The following is a 22,791-nucleotide window of genomic DNA, read 5'->3' on the forward strand; positions in this document are numbered from 1 at the left end:
CCAAGTTCCCCTGATCCCGGCCCGCGGCTGCAACGCTGCCTCCCATGGTCCCCATGGAAGCGGTGCTGGCGCGAATGCGCGCCCTGGACGAGCGGCTCCCCGAGCGGGACGGCGTCGCCGTCTTCAACCGGGTGTACCTCACGGTGACGCAGACCGTGCACGAGGGAATCGTGCACGGCGCGTTCCCCTCGCCCCGCCGGGCGGAAGCCCTCAGCGTCCGCTTCGCCGAGCGCTACCTGACGGCGGTGGAGGCCGACCGGGCCCCGGCGTGCTGGCGGCCGCTCCTCCAGTACCGCCGCCACCCCGGGATCCGGCCGCTCCAGCACGCGCTGGCCGGGATCAACGCGCACATCGGCCACGACCTGGCGCTGGCGGTGGTCGCCACCTGCCGCTCGCTCGACTGCGAACCGGCCGCGCTCGAAGCGGACTTCGACCGGGTCGGTGACACCCTGGTCTCCCTGGAGGAGCACATCCGGGAGGACCTGATGCCGGGCCCGGACCTGCTGGAGGTCGCGGACCCGCTGACGCATCTGCTCGGCGCCTGGAGTCTGGAGCGGGCCCGCGCGGGGGCCTGGGCCTCGGCGCGCCTCCTCTGGTCGCTGCGCCGCTCCCCCGATCTCGCGGAGGAGTTCACCGAGTCCCTCGACGCGGGCGTCGGCCTGGTCGGCCGCTGCCTGCTGACGCCGACGGGCTGACCCCCGCTGCGCGGAGCCGTCCTGCGGGGTCGGTACGGCTGCCGGGTGCGGCCTGCCCCACTGTGACGGGGCGCAGCCACCTCTCCCCCGTTCCCCGGGGGCCCTGCGGGGCTGTCCCCTACCCGCCCTTCCACCGTTCCCCGGGCTCCGCCCGGACCCGGTCCTCAAACGCCGGACGGGCTGGATACACCCAGCCCCGCCGGCGTTTGAGGCGCGGGGTCTGGGGCGGAGCCCCAGGGAACGGGCGAAGGGCGGGTAGGGGACTTCGCCCCGCAGGGCCGACCCGGCACCGCCGGACGGAATCCGGCGCAGCGCCGCGAAGCCCAGGAGGCCCGCCAGGGCCGAGTGGTGCGAGGGGCGCGTTAAGAGATCAGTCCTCCGGGAGTTCGACCGGGGCTATCTCGTCGTAGACGTCGCCCGGGCCGGGGTTCGTGGAGTCCGTGGCGCCGCCGAGGTGGTGCATGACGCCCCAGACGGCGTTGAGGGCCGTCTGGACCGCGCCCTCGGCCCAGCCGGCCGTCCAGGAGATGTCGTCGCCCGCGAGGAAGATGCCGCGCTTGTCCTCGGGGAGGCGGTCCTGCATGAAGTGGGTGAACAGGCGGCGCTGGTAGCGGTAGTGGCCCGGCAGGTTGGCCTTGAACGCGCCCATGAAGTAGGGCTCGTTCTCCCAGGACACGGTCACCGGGTTGCCGATGATGTGGCGGCGGATGTCGACCTTCGGGTAGATCTCGCCGAGGGACTTCAGCATGACCTCCATCCGCTCGTTCGCGGACAGCGGCAGCCACTTCAGGCTGTCGTCGCACCAGGTGTAGGACAGGCAGATGACGGCCGGCTTGTCGGGGCCGTTGTCCAGGAGGTACGTGCCGCGGGTCATGCGGTCGGTCAGGGTCATCGACATGACGTCGCGGCCCGTTTCCTCGTCCTTGTCCAGCCAGAAGGGGCGGTCGACCGGAATGAAGAGCTTGGAGCTCTCCATGTAGTGGGTGCGCTCGATCGCCGTCCAGTGGTCGATCGGGAAGAGCGTGTCGTCGCACGCGATCTTCGACAGCAGCATCCAGGACTGCGCCGTGAAGATCGCGGCGCGGTAGGTGCGGATGTCGCCGGAGGAGTCCGTGACCGTGATGCGGTTGCCCGCCGTGCGGTGCAGGCGGGTGACCGCCGGGCGCGGGGTGCCGCCGTGCAGGGAGGAGAGGGAGGTGCCCTGGGCCCAGTGCACGATCTTCTCGGGCTCGCGGTCCCACATGCGCAGCGGGAGCTGCTGCGAGCCGCCCACGATGCCGCGGTGGTGGTCGTCGGCCTCGGTGTAGACGACGCGCAGGATCTCCAGGATGGAGTTCGGGAAGTCGGTGTCCCAGCCACCGGTGCCGAAGCCGACCTGGCCGAAGATCTCGCGCTTGCGGAAGGACTTGAAGGCCTCGGACTTGCAGAGGAACCCGTAGAAGGTCTCGTCGTCGAGCTTCTCGACGAGCTTCGCCCAGATCTCGCGGATGCGCGGGACGTCCCGCTCGCGCATCGCGGTGTTCATGTCGGAGAAGTCGGCGCCCTCGTCCAGGCAGGCGTTCCACGCGGCGGACACGTCGCGGTAGACCTGCGGGAGGTCGGCGATGGTCTCGGCGTAGTGGGTCTCGCCCTTGAGGTCGACCACCGTCGAGGGGGTGGCCTCGGCGAGCGGGTTCGGGAAGGGCTCGGTGACCAGGCCGACGAGGTCGATGTAGTGCTGGAGGGCCGTGGAGGACGGCGGGAAGCGCATGGCGCCCATCTCCGCGGTCAGTTCCTCGGTGCCCGCGCCCTCGAAGCCCACGGTGCGCAGCCGGCCGCCGATCTGGTCGGCCTCGTAGACGACGGGCTTGAGGCCCATCTTCATCAGCTCGTACGCGGAGATGATGCCCGACAGCCCGCCGCCGATGACGGCGACCTCGGTGCCGTGCTCGGTCGCCGGTATCTGCCCGAGGCCCGCCGGGTGGGCGAGGAAGTCGTCGTACGCGTAGGGGAAGTCCGGTCCGAACATCGTGATCGGCATCTGACCGTCGCTGTGCGGGACGGCGGTGGTGGGCACCGTGGACGTCATGGGGTACGACTCCTAGCGGGGTGGGGCAGGGGGGAAGGGCAAGCGGGGGGGGTGGGCGACGCCGGTTCGCGGGACCGCGGTCAGACGAGCGAGGCGTACAGACCTGGCCGCCGGTCGCGCAGGTACGGGTTGGTCTCGCGCGAGACGCGCAGCAGCTCGGGGTCGGCCTCGCCGAACACCAGCTCCTCGCCGCGGCCGGCCCGGGTCCGGGTGGTCCCGTCGGGGCTCGCCAGGCAGCTGAGGCCGACGAACTCGAACTCGCCCTCCGGACCGGTGCGGTTGACGTACGCGATGTACATCTGGTTCTCGAAGGCCCGTACGGGGACCAGCTGTTCGGCGACGAACTGGAACGGGTGCATCTGCGCGGTCGGCACCAGGAGGAGGTCGGTGCCGGCCAGCGCGTGCGCCCGGACGTTCTCGGGGAACTCCACGTCGTAGCAGATCATGATGCCCACGCGGAGGCCGCCGAGGTCCGCCTGGACCACCGGGGTGTCGCCGGGGGTGAAGGCCGCCTGCTCGAAGCCGCCGAAGAGGTGGGTCTTGCGGTAGTTCGCGAGCCGTTCCCCGTCGGGGCCGACGAGCTGCGCCGCGTTGTAGACGGCGTCCCCGTCCCGCTCGGGGTAGCCGTAGAGCACGGCGAGCCCGTGCCGGCGGGCGATCTCGCCGATGGCGCGGGCGGACATGCCGTCGGCCGGTTCGGCGAGCCGCGCGATGTCCTCGATCTCCAGCGCGTACCCGGTCAGGAACATCTCCGAGGTCACGAGGAGCCCGGCCCCCGCCTGTGCGGCGCGCGTCGCGGCCTCTTCGAGCGCCTTCAGGTTGTCGGCGGTGTCGCCGATCCGTCCGGAACTCTGGAGGAGGGCGGTGCGCAGCGGGGGCATGGGCGAACCTCTGTGGCAGGAGGGGTGGGGGTCCTTAAAAGGTACGTTCGCGCGTTCGACCGGGACAAGGCGTGACCGTTGCGTGCCGCGCATCGATTCGTTGCGTATGGGCGGGCGAAGGCGGCGATTCGTTGCGCGGAGTCCGCGCGGACGGTCCGAAAGGCCTATTCCGGGGTCCTACGAGGCCGGTCCGAAGGCCGGTCCGAAGGCCGGTCCGAAGGCCGGGTGCACGCTCAGCCTGCGGAGGTCTTCCAGGATGTCGGGGGCGTGGTTGGAGACCACCCGGCCGCTCCAGCCGTCACAGAGGGCGGGGACGGTGAGCGTGCCGTCGTGGTCGTGCCCGGCGGCCTCGTAGGCGCGGCGGAGCGCGTCGTGCCCCGCGGGGTCGGAGCCGGGCCGCAGGACGGTCAGGGCCACGGTGTCCCGCAGGCCCAGCTCGGCGAAGGCGGCGGTGACGCCGAGGCAGCTCGGACAGTCGTCGGCGGCCACGTAGAGCCGGTACCGGTGCGGTACGGGCGAGAACCCGGTCCCGATCCGGCCCCGGAGGAGCTCCGGCCGGCGGGGCTGGGCGGGCGACGGGACGGACGGCTGGGCGGGAGCGGGGGCAGTGGCCGGGGCCTGGGCGCGGCTCTGCGCAGGGGCCTGGACATGGCTCTGGGCATGCGCCTGGACATGGGTCTGGGGCATGGCTCTCCTGGGTCTGCGTGCGTATGTACGTGCGTGCTCGGCGGGGCCTCAGGAGGCCGGGGCCGTGGCACTGCAGACGCGGAGGAGATCGATGTGCAGCCTGCGGGTGAGCCAGGAGCGGCGCAGCGGGGTGGTGGAGGAGGAGGGTGTGGCGCGCTGGTCCACCGGGCCCCCTTCCTGTCCGTTGCCCCCATTAGGCTGGCGTTCGCAGTCTCGTGGCACCGTCAGGGGCCGTCAAGACCGCCCGCAAGAGTGCTTGATGCCCAGGAAAGGAAGCTCCCGCCCATGTCCCGTGAGTCCCGGCCCGGTGCGGTCCTCGACAATCCCGTCTGGGCCGCGCTCGACGGCCCGCACCGGGGCTTCGCCGAGAGCGGTCCCGCCGGACTCGCCGCCCGGTACCCGGCCGGCGTATCGCCCTTCGCCGCGCTCGCCGACCCGGAGGATCCGCGGGCCTGGGCGGATCTGGCCGAGCTCGTCGGCCCGGGGCAGGAGGTCTGGGTGACCGGGCTGCCGACCCCGCCCGCGGGCTGGGAGACCCTGATGTCCATACCGGGCGTACAGCTCGACGGCCGGGCGGTACGGGGCAAGGAGGAGCCGGAGGCGGTCCTGCTGGGGCCCGCCGACGTGCCCGAGATGCTGGAGCTGGTCGAGCTGACCCGGCCCGGCCCGTTCGGGGAGCGCACCGTCGAGCTGGGCACGTACCTCGGGATCCGCCGCGGCGGCCGGCTCGTCGCGATGGCGGGCGAACGGATGCGGCCACCGGGCTGGTCGGAGATCAGCGCCGTGTGCACGCACCCCGAGCACCGGGGCGAAGGGCTCGCCGGGCGGCTGATCCGCGCGGTCGTGGCCGCCGTGGAGGAGCGCGGGGACACCCCGTTCCTCCACGCCGCGGCGCAGAACACCTCGGCCGTGGGGCTGTACCTCTCGATGGGGTTCACCCTGCGCCGCGAGCCGGTCTTCATCGGGCTTCGCACGCCCGACACGAAGCGTTAACACGGATTGACATTCCATCCGTTGTGGCCCGGTCCCCCCTGATCTAGCGTCGGAGGGACGACCGGAACACGAGGTGAAGGGGGTGGCCGGGCATGACCGTACGCACCGCCGGTGACGCCCTCACCCCGCGCCGTGCCGTCCACCTGCACTCCCGCGCGCACATCGACCTCCTGCGCGTCGCCGGCTCCCTCTGTCGTTCCTGATCAGCGTTCCGCGATCCGATTCGTCCTTCGCCGCGCCGTCCGATCAGGAGGCAGTTCCGCCATGCCCGTGCACCCTTCTCCCTCTCCTTCCCCGTCCTCCGCCCCCTCCCCCGCGCTCCACCTCGCCGTGGCCCTCGACGGGGCGGGCTGGCATCCCGCCGCCTGGCGCGAACCGGGCGCGGACGCCGACCGGTTGTTCACGGCCGGCTACTGGGCCGCGCTCGTCGCCGAGGCCGAGGCCGGACTGCTGGACTTCGTCACCTTCGAGGACTCGCTGAGCCTGCAGTCCACCGATCCGGCCGGGCCCGACGGCCGTACCGACCTGGTGCGGGGCCGGCTCGACGCGGTGCTGGTCGCCGCCCGGGTGGCGCCGCTGAGCCGGCACATCGGGCTGGTGCCGAGCGTGGTGGCCACCCACACCGAGCCCTTCCACGTCTCCAAGGCGCTCGCCACCCTGGACTACGTGAGCCGCGGACGCGCCGGGCTGCGCATCCAGATCTCCGAACGGCCGGACGAGGTGGCCCACTTCGGGCGGCGCACGGACCCCCTGGACCCGGCCGAGCTGTACGGCGAGGCCGCCGATCACGTCGAGGTGGTGCGGCGGCTGTGGGACAGCTGGGAGGACGACGCCGAGATCCGCGACGTGGCCACCGGACGGTTCGTCGACCGCGCCAAGCTGCACTACATCGACTTCGAGGGCCCCCGTTTCAGCGTGAAGGGCCCGTCCATCACCCCCCGGCCGCCCCAGGGACTGCCCCCGGTCGGCGCGCTGGCCTCCGACGCCGCCGTGTACCCCTTCCTCGCGCGGTCGGCCGACATCGGCTACGTGACCGCGCGGGCCGGCGAGGTCCGCGCCGCCGTCGCCGCGCTCCCCGGCACCCCGCACCTGTTCGGCGAGCTGACGGTCTTCCTCGACGACAAGGCCGCGACGGCGGAGCGACGGCTCCAGCGGCTGGACGCCGTGCACGGGGCCGCGTACACGAGTGCCGCCCGCATCTTCGCGGGGACTCCTGCGGACCTCGCCGACCTGCTGCTGGAGGGGCAGGAGGCCGGGCTGACCGGCTTCCGGCTGCGGCCGGGGGTGCTCGCCCACGACCTGCCGGCAATCACCCGCGGCCTGGTTCCGGAGCTCCAGCGGCGCGGGGCGTTCCGGCGGTCCTACGAGGCCTCCTCGCTCCGCGGCCTGCTGGGGCTGCCGCGCCCGGCGAGCCGGTACGCCGCCGCCCCGGCGGCTCCCGCCGCCACCGCTTCGCCCGCCGCTTCACCCGCCGCCTGATTCCCCAGGAAGGACCGACAGCAGCCATGAGCAAGCCGCTCAAGCAGATCCACCTCGCGGCGCACTTCCCGGGGGTCAACAGCACCACCGTGTGGAGCGACCCGGCCGCCGGGAGCCAGATCGACTTCGATTCCTTCGTCCACTTCGCGCGGACCGCCGAGCGCGCGAAGTTCGACTTCCTCTTCCTCGCCGAGGGCCTGCGCCTGCGCGAACAGGGCGGTGAGATCTACGATTTGGATGTGGTGGGCCGCCCCGACACCTTCACGGTGCTGGCGGCGCTCGCCGCCGTCACCGAACACCTCGGACTGGCCGGGACGATCAACTCCACCTTCAACGAACCGTACGAGGTGGCCCGCCAGTTCGCCTCCCTCGACCATCTGTCCGGGGGCCGGGCCGCCTGGAACGTGGTCACCTCCTGGGACGCCTTCACCGGGGAGAACTTCCGGCGCGGCGGGTTCCTGCCGCGCGAGGAACGCTACGAGCGGGCAAGGGAGTTCCTGGACACCGCCGGCGAGCTGTTCGACGCGTGGGACGGTGGCGAGATCCTCGCCGACCCGGTCTCCGGGGAGTTCCTGCGGGACGCGGGCCCCGGTGCCTTCGCCCACCGGGGGAAGCAGTTCGACATCTCCGGGCACTTCAACGTGCCGCGCAGCCCCCAGGGGCGGCCGGTCGTCTTCCAGGCGGGCGATTCGGACGAGGGGCGGGAGTTCGCGGCGGCCGCCGCCGACGCCATCTTCGGGCGGTACGGCACGCTGGACGAGGGCCGCGCCTTCTACGCGGACGTCAAGGGGCGCCTGCCCCGGTACGGGCGCACCCCCGACGAGCTGAAGATCCTGCCGGCGGCGACCTTCGTCCTGGGCGACACCGATGCCGAGGCGCAGGAACTGGCCCGCGAGGTCCGGCTCCAGCAGGTGAGCGGGGCCACCGCGATCAAGCGCCTGGAGCACGTGTGGAACCGGGACCTTTCGGGCTACGACCCGGACGGGCCGCTCCCGGACGTCGATCCGGTGCCCGGGGAGAACACCATCGCGCTGGGCCGGGCGAGCGTGCGCATGCACCGGGATCCGGTGGCCGTGGCCCGTGAGTGGCGGGAGCGGGCCGCCGCCGGGGGGCTGTCGATCCGCGAGCTGGTGATGGAAACGAGCGAGCGGCAGTCCTTCGTCGGCTCGCCCCTCACCGTCGCCCAGGGCATCGACGCCCTGGTCCAGGCGGACGCGGCCGACGGCTTCATCCTGGTCCCGCACCTGACCCCCGGCGGGCTCGACGCCTTCGCGGACACCGTCGTCCCGCTGCTCCAGGAGCGCGGGGTGTTCCGCCGCGAGTACACCGGCCCGACGCTGCGCGACCACCTCGGGCTGGCGGCTCCGCGCGCGCTGGCCCCTGCCCGCGGCTGACGGCCGCCGCAGGACAGCACCCGAAGCCCGTCTCCAACCGTCACGAAGAAGGGGGAACACCATGCCCGGTATCCCGCTCGGGGTCCTCGACCTCGTCCCGGTCGCCTCCGGCGCCACCGCCGCCGAGGCGCTCCGCAACAGCGTCGACCTCGCCCGGCAGAGCGAGCGGTTCGGCTACGCCCGCTACTGGTTCGCCGAGCACCACCTGAATCCGGGCGTCGCGGGGACCTCTCCCGCCGTCGTGCTGGCGCTGACCGCCTCGGCCACCTCCACGATCCGGATCGGCTCGGGGGCGGTCCAGCTCGGGCACCGCACGGCCTTGTCGACGGTCGAGGAGTTCGGCCTGCTGGACGCGGTGCACCCGGGGCGGATCGACCTGGGTCTGGGCCGTTCGGCGGGCGGCCCGCCGGCCCGCCGTGCCGGGGCCGAGCCGCCGGTGGCGTACACGACCGAGAACGGGCTGCGCATACCGAAGCCCTTCTCCTTCGCGCACCTGCGCGATCACCCGCGCATCGCGCTCCAGCAGCGGCTGCTGCAGCTGCCGGGGGCCACGGCGCAGGAGTACTCCGAGCAAGTGGGGGACGTACTGGCCCTGTTGCGCGGGGAGTACCGCTCGCCGGACGGGGTGGAGGCGCATGCCGTGCCCGGGGAGGGCGCCGAGGTACAGGTGTGGGTCCTGGGCAGCAGCGCGGGGGTGAGCGCGGAGACGGCGGGCGCGAACGGGCTGCGGTTCGCGGCGAACTACCACGTCAGCCCGGCGAGCGTGCTGGAGGCCGCCGATGCCTACCGGGCGGCCTTCAAGCCCTCGGCCGGGCCGGGCGGGCTGGACCGGCCGCACCTGACCGTGTCCGCCGATGTCGTGGTGGCCCCGGACGACGCCGAGGCCCGGGAGCTGGCGACCGGGTACGCGCCGTGGGTGCACAGCATCCGGTCCGGCGAGGGGGCGATCCCCTTCCCGTCTCCGGAGGAGGCCCGTGCGCTGACCGGGGGCTGGTCGGCGGCGGACCACGAGCTGGTCGCCGACCGGGTGGAGACGCAGTTCGCCGGTTCGCCGGCCACCGTCGCCGACCAGCTGGAGCGGCTGCGGGACGCGACGGGCGCGGACGAGCTGCTGATCACCACGATCACGCACGAGCACGCCGACCGCGTGCGGTCGTACCAGCTGCTGGCCGGGGAGTGGGCCCGGCGGGGGTGAGCTCCCGGCGGGGTGAGGTCCCGGCTTTCGCCCCCGGCCCGGGGGGAGGACGGTGGGAGGTGAGTCCACCGGCGCCTGCCATCCCGGGAGGTACATCATGCGCAAGGTCTGGACTGCAGGGAGTACCCGAGCGAACTGAACTGCACCCTCACCATCGCGGGCGAGGAGGAGGAACTCCTCCGGGCCGCCGTCACATTCCCGTCGTCGCCCGAAGGGAGGCAGACGGGAATGTGACGACAGGCCCTACGCCGGTGCGCCCGAGGTGAAGCGGCGCAGCAGCGGGGAGAGCACGAGTACGGACTTGGTGCGCTCCACGAAGGGCTCGCCCGCGATCCGCTCCAGGACCCGCTCGAAGTGCCGCATGTCCGAGGCGAAGATCTGGACGAGGGCGTCCGCGTCACCGGTGACGGTGGACGCGGACACGACCTCGGGGTAGCGCTCCAGCCCCCGCCGGATGTCGTCCGGCGAGGTGTTGTGGCGGCAGTACATCTCGATGAAGCCCTCGGTCTCCCAGCCCATCGAGGCGGGGTCCACGCGGACGGTGAAGCCGGTGATGGCCCCTTCGGCGCGCAGCCGGTCCACACGCCGCTTCACGGCGGGGGCCGAGAGTCCGACCTCGGAGCCGATGTCCGCGAAGGAGCGGCGGGCGTCCTTGGCGAGGGCGTGCACGATGCGTTCGTCGAGATCGTTCAGTCGCACTGCGCGTGGATCACTTCTCTGCTGCGGCCGGGTCTGCGACGGCCAGACGGGAGCGGCGGATGCCGTACAGGAAGTAGATCACGAGCCCGACGGCCATCCAGCCACCGAAGACCAACCAGGTGACCCCCGGCAGTTCCGTCATGAGGTAGCCGCAGCACAGGAAGCCCAGGATCGGGGTGACCGGGAAGAGCATGACCCGGAAGGTGCGGTTCATGTCCGGGCGGGTGTAGCGCAGGATGACGACGGCGATGTTGACCAGGCCGAAGGCGAAGAGCGTGCCGATGCTGGTGGCGTTCGCCAGCTCGCCCAGCGGGATGAAGGCGGCCAGGAGTCCGCAGAAGAGGCAGACGATGATCGTGTTGACGCGGGGGGTGCCGGTCTTCGGGTCGACCTTGGCGAAGGCCCTGGGCATCAGGCCGTCGCGGGACATCGCGAAGAGGATGCGGGTCTGGCCGTAGAGGACGGCGAAGACGACGCTGGCGATGGCGACGATCGCGCCGGCCGCGAGGATGACGCTCCAGAAGGCGTGCCCCGTCACGTTCTCCATGATCTTGGCCAGGGCGGCCTCGCTGCCCTCGAACTCCTGCCACGGCATGGCGCCGACGGCGACCAGGGCGACGAGGCAGTACAGGGCGGTGACGATGGCCAGCGAGAGCATGATCGCGCGCGGCAGGTCCTTCTTCGGGTTCTTGGCCTCCTCACCGGCGGTGGAGGCGGCGTCGAAGCCGATGTAGGAGAAGAAGAGCATCGAGGCGGCGGTGCTGATGGCGGTGACGCCGAGCGGGGCCAGCGGGGTGTAGTTGCCGGCCTTGATGCCCATGAAGCCGATGACGCAGAACATGACCAGGGTCACGATCTTGACGGCGACCATGATCGAGTTGATCCGGGCGCTCTCCTTGGCCCCGCGGAGCAGGAAGACCATGCAGAGCATCACCACGACCAGCGCGGGCATGTTGATGTAGCCGCCCTCGCCGAGCGGGGCGGAGAAGCCCTCGGGGATGGTGTACCCGATGGTGCCGTCGAGGAACTCGTTGAGGTACTGGCCCCAGCCGACGGCGACGGCCGCGACCGAGACGCCGTACTCCAGGACCAGGCACCAGCCGCAGACCCAGGCGACGAGCTCGCCCATGGTGGCGTAGGCGTAGGAGTACGAGGAGCCCGAGACCGGTATGGAGCCGGCCAGCTCGGCGTAGGAGAGCGCTGAGAAGAGCGCGGTCAGGCCCGCCACGATGAACGCGATGAAGACGGCCGGGCCGGCGATCGGGGTGGCCTCGCCGAGGACGACGAAGATGCCGGTGCCCAGGGTCGCGCCGATGCTGATCATGGTCAGCTGCCACATGGTGAGCGACCGCTTCAGCGCGCCGCCCTCACCCTGGCCGCCTTCGGCGACCAGCTGCTCCACCGGCTTGCGGCGCAGGAGCGGGTGGGCGGGCTTGCGCGGCGCCTCGGGGGCGGGAGCGAGCGGTGGCGCCTGGCCGTGGTCGAGCACGAGGGGACTCCTTTGTCACTGCGGGTGGGGTTTCAGGCGTCGACCGCAGCGGTCCGGAGCAGGAGCAAGCCGAGAAGGGCCTGGGCATGGGGGACCGCCGAGCAGGCGGTCCGCGCCACTCCACGTACAGCGAGTGAGCCTACGAGCTGAGTGATACCGCCCGTAATGCACCATCCTTGCACATTGGCGACTGATCGTTGCGTGGATCTGTCCTGGATGGTCCTTTGTTGCGCGGGGATGATCGATCAGTGCGCGGGCGATCCCGACCCGCATTCTTGACACTTCGTCAGATGTGCCGCAGCGTGCCGCCATGGACCTGGACGTGCTCTACGAGATCGACGTGCCGCGGCCCTGGCGGGGAGCCCACCCGCACGGCCAGCGGGCCGCTGAGCAGCGCGCTTACCGGGAGGCGGTGGAACAGATCCGGCACGCCGACCGCATGGGCTTCCGTACCGTCTGGGCGGTCGAACACCACTTCCGCGAGGGCCGCTCGCACTGCCCGGCCCCCGAGGTGCTCCTCGGACACCTGGCCGGGCTCACCGAGCAGATCCGGCTGGGCTTCGGCGTGACCCTGACCCCCTTCGCCTTCACCCCGCCGCAGCGCATCGCGGAGAAGGTCGCCACCGTCGACGTGCTCTCCGGCGGCCGGGTGGAATGGGGCACCGGCCGGTCCACGCCCATGGAGCAGGCGGCCTTCGGGGTGGACCGGGAGAAGTCCCGCGACGACTGGCGCGAGGCCATCGAGATCGTGACCGGAATGTGGCGCGAGGAGTACTTCGCGTACGAATCGGAGCGTTTCACCTTCCCGCGCCGCATGGTCACCCCCAAGCCGGTGCAGGATCCGCACCCGCCGGCCTGGATGGCGGCCACCTCCCCCGGCTCCGCGGAGGTCGCGGGCGGGCACGGCCTCGGGCTGCTCTCCTTCTCGATCATGCAGCCGCTGGAGGCGATGGCCGCCCAGGTGGCCGCCTACCGGGCCGCGGCGGCCACCCCGAGCCCGCTCACCGACGTCACCACGGACCGGGTCGCCGCCTACACCCTGGTCCACGCCACCCCGCCGCGGACCGCTCCGGGCCCGCGGGTCTGGGACTCGGTCGCCTGGTGGTACTCCAACCTGGCGCAGTTCACCCTGGAGTGGGAGCTGCCCCACCTGAGCCCCGAGGAACGGGAGCGGACCTTCCCCCTGCTCACGCCGATCCTCGAAGGGAACGTGCCCGTACGGGAGTTCAGCGACGGGGACATGATCCTCATCGGGGACGCGGAGACGATCGTCACCAAGGCCAAGCGGTACGCGGACCTCGGCGTCGACCAGCTCATCTGCTACGTCCAGTGGGGGTACCTGGAGCACCGGGAGATCCTGCGGACCCTGGAGATCCTGGGCAAGGAAGTCATCCCGGAGCTGGCCCGCTACACGCCCCGGAAGGCCTCCGCGTGAGCGGCGGCCGCGACGCCTCCTCGGTCCCGGACACCTCCCCGTCCCCCGATGCCTCCCCCGCCGCCTCCCCCGACACCTCTCCCGTCCCCGACTACGCCGCCCTGCACCGCCTCGACGACCGCGCCCTCGTCCTGCTCGGCGCGGGCAACGGCATCGGCCGCCAGACCGCGCACGCGCTGGCCGCGGGCGGTGCCCGCGTGCTGTGCGTGGACGTGGACGAGGAGCGCGCCCGCGCGGTCGCCGCCGAGACCGGGGGCGTCCCGTACGCCGCCGACGTCACGCGCCGCGAGGCCGTACGGGAGCTCTTCGCCGCCGCGCCGGAGCTGCTCGGCGGCCGCCCGGTCGGCGGGGTGGTCGACATCGTCGGCATGGCCCGGTACGCCGCGCTGCCCGAGGTGGACGACGCCGGCTGGGACTGGCACTTCGACCTGGTGCTGCGGCACGCCTGGCTCGCCGTCCAGTACGGCGGCGAGGCCGTCGCCGCGGCGGGCGGCGGCCCCCTGGTCTTCGTCGCCTCCGTCTCCGGGCTCACCGCGGCCCCGCTGCACGCCGCCTACGGGGCCGCGAAGGCCGGCCTGATGTCCTTGGTGCGCTCGGCGGCGGTAGAGCTGGGCCCGCGCGGGGTACGGGTCAACGCGGTGGCACCGGGGGTGGTGTGGACCCCGCGGGTCGCCGCCCTGCTGGGCCCCGAGGGGCGCCGGCTCAACGCGGAGAACGCCCCGCTGGGCCGGGTCGCGGAGACCCGGGACATCGCGGCCGCGCTGTACTTCCTGGCTTCGCCGCAGTCCTCGTACATGACGGGCCAGACGCTGGTCGTGGACGGCGGCGTCGGCGTGAAGTTCCCGTACCCGACGGTCGGAGGCACACGATGAGCACACGGGAACCCGGACCGGACGAGATCACGGCCACGGCGACGGCCACGGCCGCGCGCACGGATGGTGGCAGCGCCGGCAGCGACGGCGCCGGGCCGTGGCTGGACCCCGGCCCCTTCCTGCGCGGCGTGGCCTGGCTCGACGGCGGCCGCCCCGTGCGGGCCGACCCGGCCGACACCATGCGGCTGCCCTGGGACACCGGCGAGCGGGCCACCCTGCCCATCGGGGTGCGCCTGGAGTTCACCGCGCCCGGCACCCGCGCGGTGGAGATCCACTACCGGGCGACCGTGCCCGGCCCCACCGACGCGCTCCGCGACCTCGCGCACGGGTTCGCCCTGTGGGACCGGCACGGGGTGGTCGGCGAGCTGTACACCGAGCCGGCCGCCGAGGCCGTCGTGCGCCTCGAACTGCCGGGCGGCTCCGGCCCGTTCACCATCCATCCGCCCGAGACCCAGTCCCCGCTGATCCTCGGCCTGCGCGGGATCGGCGGCCCCCTCGCCCCCGCGCCGCCCGCCACCCGCTGGGTGGTGCACGGCGACTCCATCACCGAGGGCTGGTGGTCCACCCGGCCCGCGCACGGCTGGCCCTCGGTGACCGGGCGGGCGCTCGGCTGGGACACCGTCAACCTCGGCTACGCGGGCGCCGCGCGCGGGGAACTGGCCTGCGCCGAGCAGCTCGCCGGACTCCCCGCCGACGTCCTCACCCTCGCCTTCGGCACCAACTGCTGGTCCCGCGTGCCCTTTTCGGCCCCGCTCCTGTACGAGACCACCCGCGCGTTCCTCGAACTGGTCCGCCAGGGACACCCCCGGACCCCGCTGCTCCTCCTCTCCCCCGTGCTGCGCCCCGACGCGGAACGCACCCCGAACAAGCTGGGCGCCACCCTGGGCGCCCTGCGCGACGCGATGGAGCGCGCCACCCGGGAGCGGATCGCGGCCGGGGACGAGCGGCTGGTGCTGCTGCCGGGGCGGGAGGTGCTGGGCCCCGAGCACCTGGCGGACGGCCTGCACCCCAACGACGCCGGACACCGCACGCTCGGCCTCGCTGTGGCCACGGCCCTGAAGCGGGCCGGGTTCGACGCGGGGTGAGTGAAACAGCCCACATCGGCAGGATTGAACAGATCGGCTCCGACCAGGCGTGTCCTGCACACAGTTGCCGCCGCCCCGCTCGAAGGGGGCGGCGGCGCAGGCAGGGACACCGACGTGGGAGAGATCAAGATGGGCATCAAGCGCGGAACCACCCTGGCGGCCGTGGCGGTCGTCGTCGCACTCACCGCGACCGCGTGCGGCGGGAACGACGCGGCGGGCGACGCCGCCAAGCCGGCCGGAGCGGTCGCCGCTCCCTCCCAGGCCCCCTCCTCGGGCGACGGCTACGGATCCGGTTCGGGCGCCGACGCCGGCGCGGACGGCGCCGCCGAGCCCGCCGGCCAACTGGCCATCGCCCAGGACGAGAAGCTCGGCTCCGTCCTCGCCGACAGCGCGGGCTTCACCCTCTACCGCTTCGACAAGGACACCGCGAAGCCGTCCAAGTCCTCCTGCGACGGGGACTGCGCGAAGGTCTGGCCCGTGGTCGCGGCCGGCGACGCCACCGCCGCGGCGGGCATGGACCCGGCGCTGCTGGGCGAGGTGGTCCGTACCGACGGCAGCAAGCAGCTGACGGTGGCGGGCTGGCCCGTGTACCGGTACAGCAAGGACGCCAAGGCGGGCGACACCAACGGGCAGGGCGTCGGCGGCACCTGGTTCGCGGCGGCCCCCGACGGCAAGAAGGCGGCGAAGGCGGCCCCCGCGCCCGGCGGCGCGGCCCAGACCTCGGGTGCGCTGACCGTGGCCAAGGACCCGAAGCTCGGCGAGCACATCGTCGACGGCAACGGGATGACGGTCTACCGGTTCAAGCCGGACACCGCGTGGCCCATGGTCTCCAAGTGCGAGGGCGCCTGCGTGGCCAAGTGGCCGGTCGTACCGCCGGTGGACCGGGCGAACGCCAAGGGGATCATCGAGAAGAACTACCTGGTGCTCGACCGCCCCGACGGCAAGAAGCAGCAGACGGTGAACTGCTGGCCCGTCTACACCTTCACCGGTGACAAGAAGGCCGGCGACATCAACGGGCAGGGCGTCGGCGGCACCTGGTACGCGGTGGCCCCCGACGGCAAGCTCATCACCGTCCAGTAGACCCGGCCGGTGACCCGGGCCGGCCGACCGGCCCCGTGGACCGGCCGACCGCGCGGCCCCCGCCTCCCCTCCCCCCGGGGCGGGGGCCGCGCACCGTTTCGCCCCGTCCGGGCGGAACCTAGACTCCGCATCATGCTGCGCGTACTGGCCGTCGACGACGAGAAGCCTCTGCTCGAGGAGCTCCTCTACTTGCTGCGCTCGGACCCCCGGGTGCTCAGCGCCGAGGGCGCCTCGGACGCCACCGAGGCGCTGCGCCGGATCAGCAGGGCGCTGGAGAGCGGCCCGGACGGGGCCGACGTCATCGACGTGGTCTTCCTCGACATCCACATGGCGGGGCTGACCGGGCTGGACATCGCCCGGCTGCTGGCCGGGTTCGCGCGGCCGCCGCTGATCGTGTTCGTCACCGCGCACGAGGGGTTCGCCGTACAGGCCTTCGACCTCAAGGCCGTGGACTACGTGCTGAAGCCCGTGCGGCCGGAGCGGCTGGCCGAGGCCGTACGGCGGGCCTGCGCGCAGTCCGGCCGCTCCGGGGAGCAGCCCGCGGCGGCCGCCCCCGCTCCCGAGTCCCCCGGCGCCCCCGTGACGGCGGTCGCCGCCGCACGCGGCGGCGGGGACCGGGCCCCCGACCGCGCGCCCGAGCAGATGGCCGTCGAACTGGGCGGCGTCACCCGCTTCGTGGCGATCGCGGACATCGCGTACGTGGAGGCCCAGGGCGACTACGCCCGGCTGCACACCGACGAGGGCAGCCACCTGGTACGGATACCGCTGGCCACGCTGGAGGAGCGCTGGGCGGCACGCGGATTCATCCGCATCCACCGCCGCCACCTGGTCGCACTGGCCCGCATCGACGAACTGCGCCTGGACTCCGGGACCACCACGGTCCGCGTCGGCGCGGCCGAACTCCAGGTGAGCCGCAGACACACCCGGGAACTGCGGGACCTGCTGATGCGCCAGGCAATGAGCTGAACCACCCCGGGTCCGGGGCGCAGCCCCGGTTTCGGGAAGGGGTGGTGTGGGGCGGGGTGGGGGAACGACCGTCCGGCCCGCCGACCGTCCGGCGCGGCGGCGCACCGTTCACCGCGCCCGGAGGGGCGTACGGCGATCCGCCCGGGCCGTCGGCCGCAGCGGTGGCCGGGCCGGCCGCCCACGGCGGACCCCCGCGGGTATGGTCGATCTTCGGCCCCGGGAGGAAGCAGATGTCCGAAATCCAGGCGCTGCTCGACGCACTGACCGCACTGCCCCGCACCCGTCCGGCCGGGCCCGCCGAGGCCGAGGTGCTGCTGGCCCGCCTGCGGAGCGCGGCCGCACGCTGGGCCGACGTACTGTACGAGGCCCACGAGGGCGCGTACGGACACCTGCCGCCCCGGGCCGAAGCGGCACTGACGCTGGCCTTCCGGCGGGCCGAGGAATCGTACGTGGAGCTGGAGATCGCCCTGCGGGACTGTGCGGAGCACCGCGATCCCGCCTGCTGAACCGGATCCGGCCTGACCTGCGAGAGGGCCTGTCGCGCGGTCCGGACGCGTGCGTAGACTCCCGGAACCCCGACCCCGCGCAGGGCCGCGCCCCGCCCGCGCCCCAGCCGAAGGACCCGCCGGTGAACCAGACGTACGCGCTGACCGCGGTCGCCGTCGTCGTCCTGGTCACGGTGCTGGTCGGCGCGCTGGGCCTGCGGATATCCCGGACCACCTCGGACTTCTACGTGGCTTCGCGCACGGTCGGCCCGCGCCTCAACGCGGCGGCCATCGGCGGCGAGTACCTCTCGGCGGCCTCCTTCCTCGGCGTGGCCGGGCTGGTGCTGCTCCAGGGGCCGCAGATGCTCTGGTACCCGGTGGGCTACACCGCCGGGTACCTGGTGCTGCTGGTGCTGGTCGCGGCCCCGCTGCGGCGCTCGGGGGCGTACACCCTGCCCGACTTCGCCGAGGCCCGGCTCGAATCGCAGGCGGTGCGCCGGATCGCGGTGCTGTTCGTGCTCGGCGTCGGCTGGCTGTACCTGCTGCCGCAGCTCCAGGGCGCGGGGCTGACCCTGGAGATCCTGACGGGGGCCCCGCACTGGGTGGGCGGGGTGGTCGTCGCCTGTGTGGTGACGGCGGCGGTGGCGGCCGGCGGGATGCGGTCCATCACCTTCGTGCAGGCCTTCCAGTACTGGCTGAAGCTCACCGCCCTGCTGGTGCCCGCGTTCTTCCTGCTGGCCGCCTGGGCGGGGGACGGCGCCCCGCGCGCCTCCTTCGACGCCCCGGCGGTGTTCCGCGAGCACACCGCCGTCACGCTGGCCGAGGACGTACGGCTGTCCCTGGACGAGCCGCTGACGGTGACGGTGACCGGGCAGGTGGACGGGCACGCGTACGCCGGGCAGTCCGTGACCCTCGGCGCCGGGCAGCATTCCGTACGGGCGGACGCGCGGCTGGAGTTCGCCCCGCACTCCGCGGTGCCGCAGAGCCGGGCGGAGGCGGGACCGGGCGTCTCGAGCTGGTCGGAGCCGCTGTCCGGGGACCGGCCGGAGCTGCGGCTGTACGCGACGTACGGGCTGATCCTGGCCACCTTCCTCGGGACCATGGGGCTGCCGCACGTGGCGGTGCGCTTCTACACGAGCCCGAACGGGCGGGCGGCGCGGCGCACCACGCTGGTGGTGCTCGGCCTGGTCGGCGCCTTCTACCTGCTGCCGCCGGTGTACGGGACGCTGGGCCGGATCTACACCCCGGAGCTGGCCCTGACCGGGGAGGCGGACGCGGTGGTGCTCGTGCTGCCGGCGCGGATGGTCGGCGGGCTCGCCGGGGAACTGCTGGGGGCGCTGCTGGCGGGCGGCGCGTTCGCGGCGTTCCTGTCCACGGCTTCGGGACTGACGATGGCGGTGGCGGGGGTGCTGCACCAGGACGTGCTGCCTTCGCGCGGGGTGCGCAGTTTCCGGGTCGCGGTGCTGGTGGCGATCCTGGTGCCGCTGGCGGGGAGCGCGCTGGTGACGGAGGTGCCGGTGGCGGACGCGGTGGGGCTGGCCTTCGCGGTGTCGGCGTCCTCGTTCTGTCCGCTGCTGGTGCTGGGGATCTGGTGGCGCGGGCTGACGCCGCCGGGGGCGGTGGCCGGGCTGGTGACGGGGGGCGGGGCGGCGCTCGGCGCGGTTCTGGCGACGCGGGCCGGACTGGCGCCGTCGGGGTGGGCGAACACGCTGCTGGCGTGGCCGGCGGTGTGGTCGGTCCCGCTGGGGTTCCTGACGATGGTGCTGGTGTCGCTGGCCACGCGCGGGCGGATCCCGCCGGGCACGGCGGCGACACTGGCGCGGCTGCACCTGCCGGAGGACGTGGCGGACCCGGCCCCCGCGGCCGGCGGAGCACCGCTCTCGGCGAAGGGCGGCACACCATGACCGGAGCACTGCTCTCGGTGCTCGGCGCGGCCGGCGGGGCCCTGCTGCTCGGCCTCGGCTGGATCGGCGGCCGCCGGCAGGCCCGGCGGGGCGAGCGCGCCCTCGGCCTCGACCTCGGCACCCCCGTCGAACGGGCCACCTTCCACACCCTGCACACCGCCTCCCTCGCCGCTCCCCCGCTGCGCGCCGGCCTCACCGAGGACGCCGCCCGCAAGGCCGCCCGGCGCCTGCGCTCCCTCCTCGGCACCGAGGCCCTGTGCCTGACCGACCGCGGACACGTCCTCGCCTGGGACGGCCCGGGCTCCGACCACCACGAGCACCGGGTAATGGCCCGGGTCGCGGTGATGCTGGACTCGGGGCGCAGCCAGAGCGTGCGCACCGAGTGCGAGCGGCCCGACTGCCCCCTCAAGTGGGCCGTGGTGGCCCCGCTGACCGGCGAGGACGGGATGCTGGGCGCGCTGGTGGCCTACGGGTCGCGGGAGTCGGCGGTGCTGGTGCGGGCGGCCACCGAGGTCGCGCGCTGGGTGTCCGTACAGCTGGAGCTGTCCGAGCTGGACCGTTCGCGGACCCGGCTGATGGAGGCCGAGATCAAGGCGCTGCGCGCGCAGATATCCCCGCACTTCATCTTCAACTCGCTCGCCGCGATCGCCTCGTTCGTGCGGACCGATCCGGAGCGGGCACGGGACCTGCTGCTGGAGTTCGCGGACTTCACCCGCTACTCCTTCCGGCGGCACGGGGAGTTCACCACGCTGGCCGAGGAGCTGCGGTCCATCGAGCAGTACCTGGCGCTGGCCGGGGCCCGCTTCGGGGAGCGGCTCAAGCTGACCTTGCAGGTGGCGCCCGAGGTGCTGCCGGTGGCGCTGCCGTTCCTGTGCCTGCAGCCGCTGGTGGAGAACGCGGTCAAGCACGGGCTGGAGGACTCCACCGAGGAGTGCAAGATCACCATCGCGGCCCGGGACGCGGGCGCGGAGGCGCTGATCACCATCGAGGACAACGGCGTCGGCATGGATCCGGCCCTGCTGCGCCGGATCCTGGCCGGGGAGCACGCGGGCTCCTCCCCGGGCATCGGGCTGACCAACGTGGACGAGCGGCTGCGCCAGGTCTACGGGGACGGCCACGGGCTCGTCATCGAGACGGGCGTGGGCGCGGGCATGAAGATCACCGTGCGGATCCCCAAGTACCGCGCGGGCGTCCACAGCTCGACGCCACCCGGCCGCTTCCCCCGGCGCTGACCGCAGCAGCGTTCTCCCGAGGATCCGCCGGGGAGACTTTCGTCACCGACCGTGACGGCTCCCCCGTGACCGCAGCCGGTCCAAGGGCGGCCCCTTCACACCCATTTGCACCCTTCGCGGACGGGACGCGCGGAGCCCGCCGGAACAGGCCCGAGGCCCGGCGGCGGAAGGGCCCAATGGGGTCCCGCTCACTCATATGGAGTAAGTTCCATGGTGTGGACGGAGGCTCACAGGTCCCGCGCAGCCTCCGGATGCCGGTGGGCGCGCACCGTGCACATCGATGCGACCGGGCCCACCCCTGCGCTGACCGTCACGGCAGGCGCGATCGGCCGACGGCCCGACCGGCGCCACTGTGAAGGATTTGGTGAATGAGGACTGACGTGCCCCAGGGGACAGGGGAAGCCGGAGCCGAGCGCGGGTTCGAGGGGGAGGAAACCCCCCGGACGGATTCCCCCGGCGCTTCCCCTTCAGCCGGCCGGGGCGGCGATCTTCGCGCGTTCGCCCGCGGGCTCATGATCGGCACCTCCGGGATCCTCGTGGCCGTATCCGGGGCCATGGTCGCCGTCGGGTGCTTCCTCGGGCTCTACGTGCGACCCACCTCGGACGACTGGTGCGCCGCCTGGAAAGCCCGCGACATGGGCGTCTTCGGCATCACGTCCGACTTCTACATGACCCAGAACGGCCGGGTCGCCAACGCCTTCCTGAGCGGCGTCATCTACGGCGACGGACTGCTGGGCGCCAAGATCCTGCCGACCGTCATCGCCGTCACCTTCACGCTCGGCCTGGTCCTGCTCGGCAGCCAGTTCATGCGGTTCCTCGGCGCCAAGCCGCGGCTGCTGCTCCTGATCGCCGCCGCCCTGGTCCTCCAGGCCCTCCTCTACTTCGCCGGAACCCGCAGCTACCAGGCCCTGCTGTGGGCCCCGGCCACCATCTCCCACACCATTCCCAGCGTCATCGGGGTGTGGGCGCTCCTGCTCGGCATATGGACCGTCCGCCGGCCCGGCGGCCGCGCCCGGACGGCCGGGTTCGTGGCGACGTTCCTCATCGCCGCCGCGCTCGGCACCCTGAGCGAGCCGTTCACGCTGGTCACCGGTCTCCTCGGGGCCGGCGCCGGACTGCTGGCCGTGCCCCGCTTCGGGCTCGCGCGGACCTGGCGCCCCTTCACCTGGTGCACGGTCTGGTGCTTCGGACTCCTCAGCGGTCTGCTCTTCCTCTACACCTCCCCCGGTGCCCGCTGGCGCCGCGCCCAGAACCCGTCCAAGGAGTCCCTGCTCACCCCGGAGGGGCTGCGGGCCACCGTCCACGACTGGCAGCTGATGTGGGACTCCGTGGCCGGCCAGTGGGCCTATCTCGGTGCCGCCGCCGTCGGCGTCCTGATCGGCCTCGCGGTCGGTCTGCGCACCTCGACCTCCGCCCCGACCTCCGCCTCCGACCGGCCGGAGGGACTCCACACCGTCCCGCGGATGACACGGATCGCCCTGTGGCTGCTCCCGGTCCTCGTGGTGGTACTGGGTTCGTTCGCCGTGGCGGCGGGCCTGCGCAGCGGCTACGGCCCGACCGGGTGGACGTACGCCCGGACCTGGACGAACTACCTGGTCCCGATGGTGCTGGCGCTCTGCCTCTACGGGGCCCTGCTCGGCCGGTGGGCCGGCCGGCTCCTGGCGAGCGGGACGACCACGGCCCGGTACGCGCCGGTCGCCGTCGTGGCCGCGGGCGCCCTGGTACTGGGCTCGATGGCCGCGCTCGTCCCGAGCCTGCAGAAGCTCACCACCAGCACGGTCACCCGCTCGGTGGCCTGGGACGCCCAGAACGCCCGCATCCAGAAGGAAGCCCGGCAGGGCTCCTCCGACGTCGGGTACCGGCCCCTGCCCATCGGGAACCTGGCCGAGCCCTTCTACACCAAGAACTACAAGCGGGACTGGGTCTCCGCCTGCGTCTCGCAGTGGTACGGCATCGACCGGATCCACCGTCGCTGAGAGGTTCCGTCGTCATGGCCCGAGGACAGCGGGCCATGACGGCACCCCGACCGCAGGCGCCCGCCTCTGAGCAGGTCCGAGCCGGCAGGCAGTGGAGCGGCTGCCCCATCACGTTTCCCTAACGAACCGACTTGCCCAGAATTGCCATCGCGCATCGCCAGCCGCCGACACTCCCC

At 73.2% G+C, this 22,791-nt stretch carries 20 protein-coding genes; 15 read left to right on the forward strand and 5 right to left on the reverse strand.

All coding sequences use genetic code 11. From position 1 onward, the window contains the following. The first annotated feature begins 44 nt into the window (after positions 1 to 44). The gene (locus tag ACODT5_RS24095; protein WP_422521362.1) at positions 45 to 695 is read left to right on the forward strand and encodes a DUF5995 family protein; all 651 of its coding nucleotides are present in this window, start codon (positions 45 to 47) and stop codon (positions 693 to 695) included. Between the two features lie 370 nt (positions 696 to 1,065). Here ACODT5_RS24095 and ACODT5_RS24100 read toward each other — a convergent pair whose 3' ends face one another. The 3 genes from ACODT5_RS24100 to ACODT5_RS24110 form a co-directional block, all read right to left on the reverse strand. Beyond that, on the reverse strand, positions 1,066 to 2,763 hold the full coding sequence (locus tag ACODT5_RS24100; protein ID WP_422521363.1) for a flavin monoamine oxidase family protein: 1,698 nt from the start codon (positions 2,761 to 2,763) through the stop codon (positions 1,066 to 1,068). A gap of 80 nt (positions 2,764 to 2,843) precedes the next feature. Further along, positions 2,844 to 3,644 carry a carbon-nitrogen hydrolase family protein gene (locus tag ACODT5_RS24105; RefSeq protein ID WP_422521364.1) on the reverse strand — a complete coding sequence of 267 codons (801 nt, stop codon included), beginning with the start codon at positions 3,642 to 3,644 and terminating at the stop codon, positions 2,844 to 2,846. 177 nt (positions 3,645 to 3,821) lie between these two features. Beyond that, positions 3,822 to 4,331 (reverse strand): glutathione S-transferase family protein, encoded by a 510-nt coding sequence (locus ACODT5_RS24110; RefSeq protein ID WP_422521365.1) that lies wholly within the window; start codon positions 4,329 to 4,331, stop codon positions 3,822 to 3,824. Positions 4,332 to 4,616: 285 nt separating this feature from the next. Here ACODT5_RS24110 and ACODT5_RS24115 point away from each other — a divergent pair, with 285 nt between their 5' ends. From ACODT5_RS24115 to ACODT5_RS24135, 5 genes are all read left to right on the forward strand, one after another. Continuing rightward, positions 4,617 to 5,324 carry a GNAT family N-acetyltransferase gene (locus ACODT5_RS24115; protein ID WP_422521366.1) on the forward strand — a complete coding sequence of 236 codons (708 nt, stop codon included), beginning with the start codon at positions 4,617 to 4,619 and terminating at the stop codon, positions 5,322 to 5,324. A gap of 92 nt (positions 5,325 to 5,416) precedes the next feature. Beyond that, entirely contained in the window at positions 5,417 to 5,527 is a 111-nt protein-coding gene (locus ACODT5_RS24120; protein WP_323182381.1) for a putative leader peptide, read from the forward strand. A gap of 61 nt (positions 5,528 to 5,588) precedes the next feature. Then, positions 5,589 to 6,803 (forward strand): LLM class flavin-dependent oxidoreductase, encoded by a 1,215-nt coding sequence (locus ACODT5_RS24125; protein ID WP_422521367.1) that lies wholly within the window; start codon positions 5,589 to 5,591, stop codon positions 6,801 to 6,803. A gap of 26 nt (positions 6,804 to 6,829) precedes the next feature. Beyond that, positions 6,830 to 8,197: an NtaA/DmoA family FMN-dependent monooxygenase gene (locus ACODT5_RS24130; protein ID WP_422521368.1), complete on the forward strand. Its 1,368-nt coding sequence runs from the start codon at positions 6,830 to 6,832 to the stop codon at positions 8,195 to 8,197. A 61-nt stretch (positions 8,198 to 8,258) separates the two neighbouring features. Further along, complete coding sequence (locus tag ACODT5_RS24135) at positions 8,259 to 9,392, forward strand: LLM class flavin-dependent oxidoreductase (protein WP_422521369.1); 1,134 nt, start codon at positions 8,259 to 8,261, stop codon at positions 9,390 to 9,392. Positions 9,393 to 9,635: 243 nt separating this feature from the next. Here ACODT5_RS24135 and ACODT5_RS24140 read toward each other — a convergent pair whose 3' ends face one another. Then, positions 9,636 to 10,091: an Lrp/AsnC family transcriptional regulator gene (locus ACODT5_RS24140; protein ID WP_243334460.1), complete on the reverse strand. Its 456-nt coding sequence runs from the start codon at positions 10,089 to 10,091 to the stop codon at positions 9,636 to 9,638. Positions 10,092 to 10,101: 10 nt separating this feature from the next. Next, positions 10,102 to 11,580 (reverse strand): amino acid permease, encoded by a 1,479-nt coding sequence (locus tag ACODT5_RS24145; protein WP_422521370.1) that lies wholly within the window; start codon positions 11,578 to 11,580, stop codon positions 10,102 to 10,104. A gap of 310 nt (positions 11,581 to 11,890) precedes the next feature. On the opposite strand from ACODT5_RS24145, the gene ACODT5_RS24150 reads away from it, so the two are divergent. The 9 genes from ACODT5_RS24150 to ACODT5_RS24190 all read left to right on the forward strand — a co-directional run bounded on the left by ACODT5_RS24150 (position 11,891) and on the right by ACODT5_RS24190 (position 22,615). After that, positions 11,891 to 13,015: an LLM class flavin-dependent oxidoreductase gene (locus ACODT5_RS24150; protein ID WP_422521371.1), complete on the forward strand. Its 1,125-nt coding sequence runs from the start codon at positions 11,891 to 11,893 to the stop codon at positions 13,013 to 13,015. After that, a complete protein-coding gene (locus ACODT5_RS24155; RefSeq protein ID WP_422521372.1) occupies positions 13,012 to 13,887 on the forward strand; it encodes an SDR family NAD(P)-dependent oxidoreductase in 876 nt (291 codons plus the stop codon). Before ACODT5_RS24150 ends, ACODT5_RS24155 begins: the two co-directional genes overlap by 4 nt. Continuing rightward, entirely contained in the window at positions 13,884 to 14,972 is a 1,089-nt protein-coding gene (locus tag ACODT5_RS24160; RefSeq protein WP_422521373.1) for a GDSL-type esterase/lipase family protein, read from the forward strand. The genes ACODT5_RS24155 and ACODT5_RS24160 overlap by 4 nt, the downstream gene beginning before the upstream one ends. A 129-nt stretch (positions 14,973 to 15,101) precedes the next feature. After that, entirely contained in the window at positions 15,102 to 16,052 is a 951-nt protein-coding gene (locus ACODT5_RS24165; protein ID WP_422525014.1) for an SCO0930 family lipoprotein, read from the forward strand. Between the two features lie 132 nt (positions 16,053 to 16,184). Further along, positions 16,185 to 17,018 (forward strand): LytR/AlgR family response regulator transcription factor, encoded by an 834-nt coding sequence (locus ACODT5_RS24170; RefSeq protein ID WP_422521374.1) that lies wholly within the window; start codon positions 16,185 to 16,187, stop codon positions 17,016 to 17,018. A 230-nt stretch (positions 17,019 to 17,248) separates the two neighbouring features. Next, a complete protein-coding gene (locus tag ACODT5_RS24175; protein ID WP_422521375.1) occupies positions 17,249 to 17,524 on the forward strand; it encodes a hypothetical protein in 276 nt (91 codons plus the stop codon). Positions 17,525 to 17,646: 122 nt separating this feature from the next. Continuing rightward, positions 17,647 to 19,407, forward strand: coding sequence for a sodium/solute symporter (locus tag ACODT5_RS24180; protein WP_422521376.1), 1,761 nt, complete (start codon positions 17,647 to 17,649; stop codon positions 19,405 to 19,407). Continuing rightward, the gene (locus tag ACODT5_RS24185; protein ID WP_422521377.1) at positions 19,404 to 20,639 is read left to right on the forward strand and encodes a sensor histidine kinase; all 1,236 of its coding nucleotides are present in this window, start codon (positions 19,404 to 19,406) and stop codon (positions 20,637 to 20,639) included. Before ACODT5_RS24180 ends, ACODT5_RS24185 begins: the two co-directional genes overlap by 4 nt. Before the next feature lie 368 nt (positions 20,640 to 21,007). Continuing rightward, positions 21,008 to 22,615, forward strand: a complete 1,608-nt coding sequence (locus tag ACODT5_RS24190; RefSeq protein ID WP_422521378.1) for a DUF6056 family protein — start codon at positions 21,008 to 21,010, stop codon at positions 22,613 to 22,615. Positions 22,616 to 22,791: the final 176 nt, after the last annotated feature.

The organism is Streptomyces tatrensis (assembly GCF_049310065.1).
Classification (GTDB): domain Bacteria; phylum Actinomycetota; class Actinomycetes; order Streptomycetales; family Streptomycetaceae; genus Streptomyces.

Excerpts from the sequence above, each read along its gene's own strand:
- ACODT5_RS24095 (WP_422521362.1), top strand. The coding sequence starts at position 45 with ATGGTCCCCATGGAAGCGGTGCTGGCGCGAATGCGCGCCCTGGACGAG.
- ACODT5_RS24100 (WP_422521363.1), bottom strand. The coding sequence starts at position 2,763 with ATGACGTCCACGGTGCCCACCACCGCCGTCCCGCACAGCGACGGTCAG.
- ACODT5_RS24105 (WP_422521364.1), bottom strand. The coding sequence starts at position 3,644 with ATGCCCCCGCTGCGCACCGCCCTCCTCCAGAGTTCCGGACGGATCGGC.
- ACODT5_RS24110 (WP_422521365.1), bottom strand. The coding sequence starts at position 4,331 with ATGCCCCAGACCCATGTCCAGGCGCATGCCCAGAGCCATGTCCAGGCC.
- ACODT5_RS24115 (WP_422521366.1), top strand. The coding sequence starts at position 4,617 with ATGTCCCGTGAGTCCCGGCCCGGTGCGGTCCTCGACAATCCCGTCTGG.
- ACODT5_RS24120 (WP_323182381.1), top strand. The coding sequence starts at position 5,417 with ATGACCGTACGCACCGCCGGTGACGCCCTCACCCCGCGCCGTGCCGTC.
- ACODT5_RS24125 (WP_422521367.1), top strand. The coding sequence starts at position 5,589 with ATGCCCGTGCACCCTTCTCCCTCTCCTTCCCCGTCCTCCGCCCCCTCC.
- ACODT5_RS24130 (WP_422521368.1), top strand. The coding sequence starts at position 6,830 with ATGAGCAAGCCGCTCAAGCAGATCCACCTCGCGGCGCACTTCCCGGGG.
- ACODT5_RS24135 (WP_422521369.1), top strand. The coding sequence starts at position 8,259 with ATGCCCGGTATCCCGCTCGGGGTCCTCGACCTCGTCCCGGTCGCCTCC.
- ACODT5_RS24150 (WP_422521371.1), top strand. The coding sequence starts at position 11,891 with ATGGACCTGGACGTGCTCTACGAGATCGACGTGCCGCGGCCCTGGCGG.
- ACODT5_RS24160 (WP_422521373.1), top strand. The coding sequence starts at position 13,884 with ATGAGCACACGGGAACCCGGACCGGACGAGATCACGGCCACGGCGACG.
- ACODT5_RS24165 (WP_422525014.1), top strand. The coding sequence starts at position 15,102 with ATGGGCATCAAGCGCGGAACCACCCTGGCGGCCGTGGCGGTCGTCGTC.
- ACODT5_RS24170 (WP_422521374.1), top strand. The coding sequence starts at position 16,185 with ATGCTGCGCGTACTGGCCGTCGACGACGAGAAGCCTCTGCTCGAGGAG.
- ACODT5_RS24175 (WP_422521375.1), top strand. The coding sequence starts at position 17,249 with ATGTCCGAAATCCAGGCGCTGCTCGACGCACTGACCGCACTGCCCCGC.
- ACODT5_RS24185 (WP_422521377.1), top strand. The coding sequence starts at position 19,404 with ATGACCGGAGCACTGCTCTCGGTGCTCGGCGCGGCCGGCGGGGCCCTG.
- ACODT5_RS24190 (WP_422521378.1), top strand. The coding sequence starts at position 21,008 with ATGAGGACTGACGTGCCCCAGGGGACAGGGGAAGCCGGAGCCGAGCGC.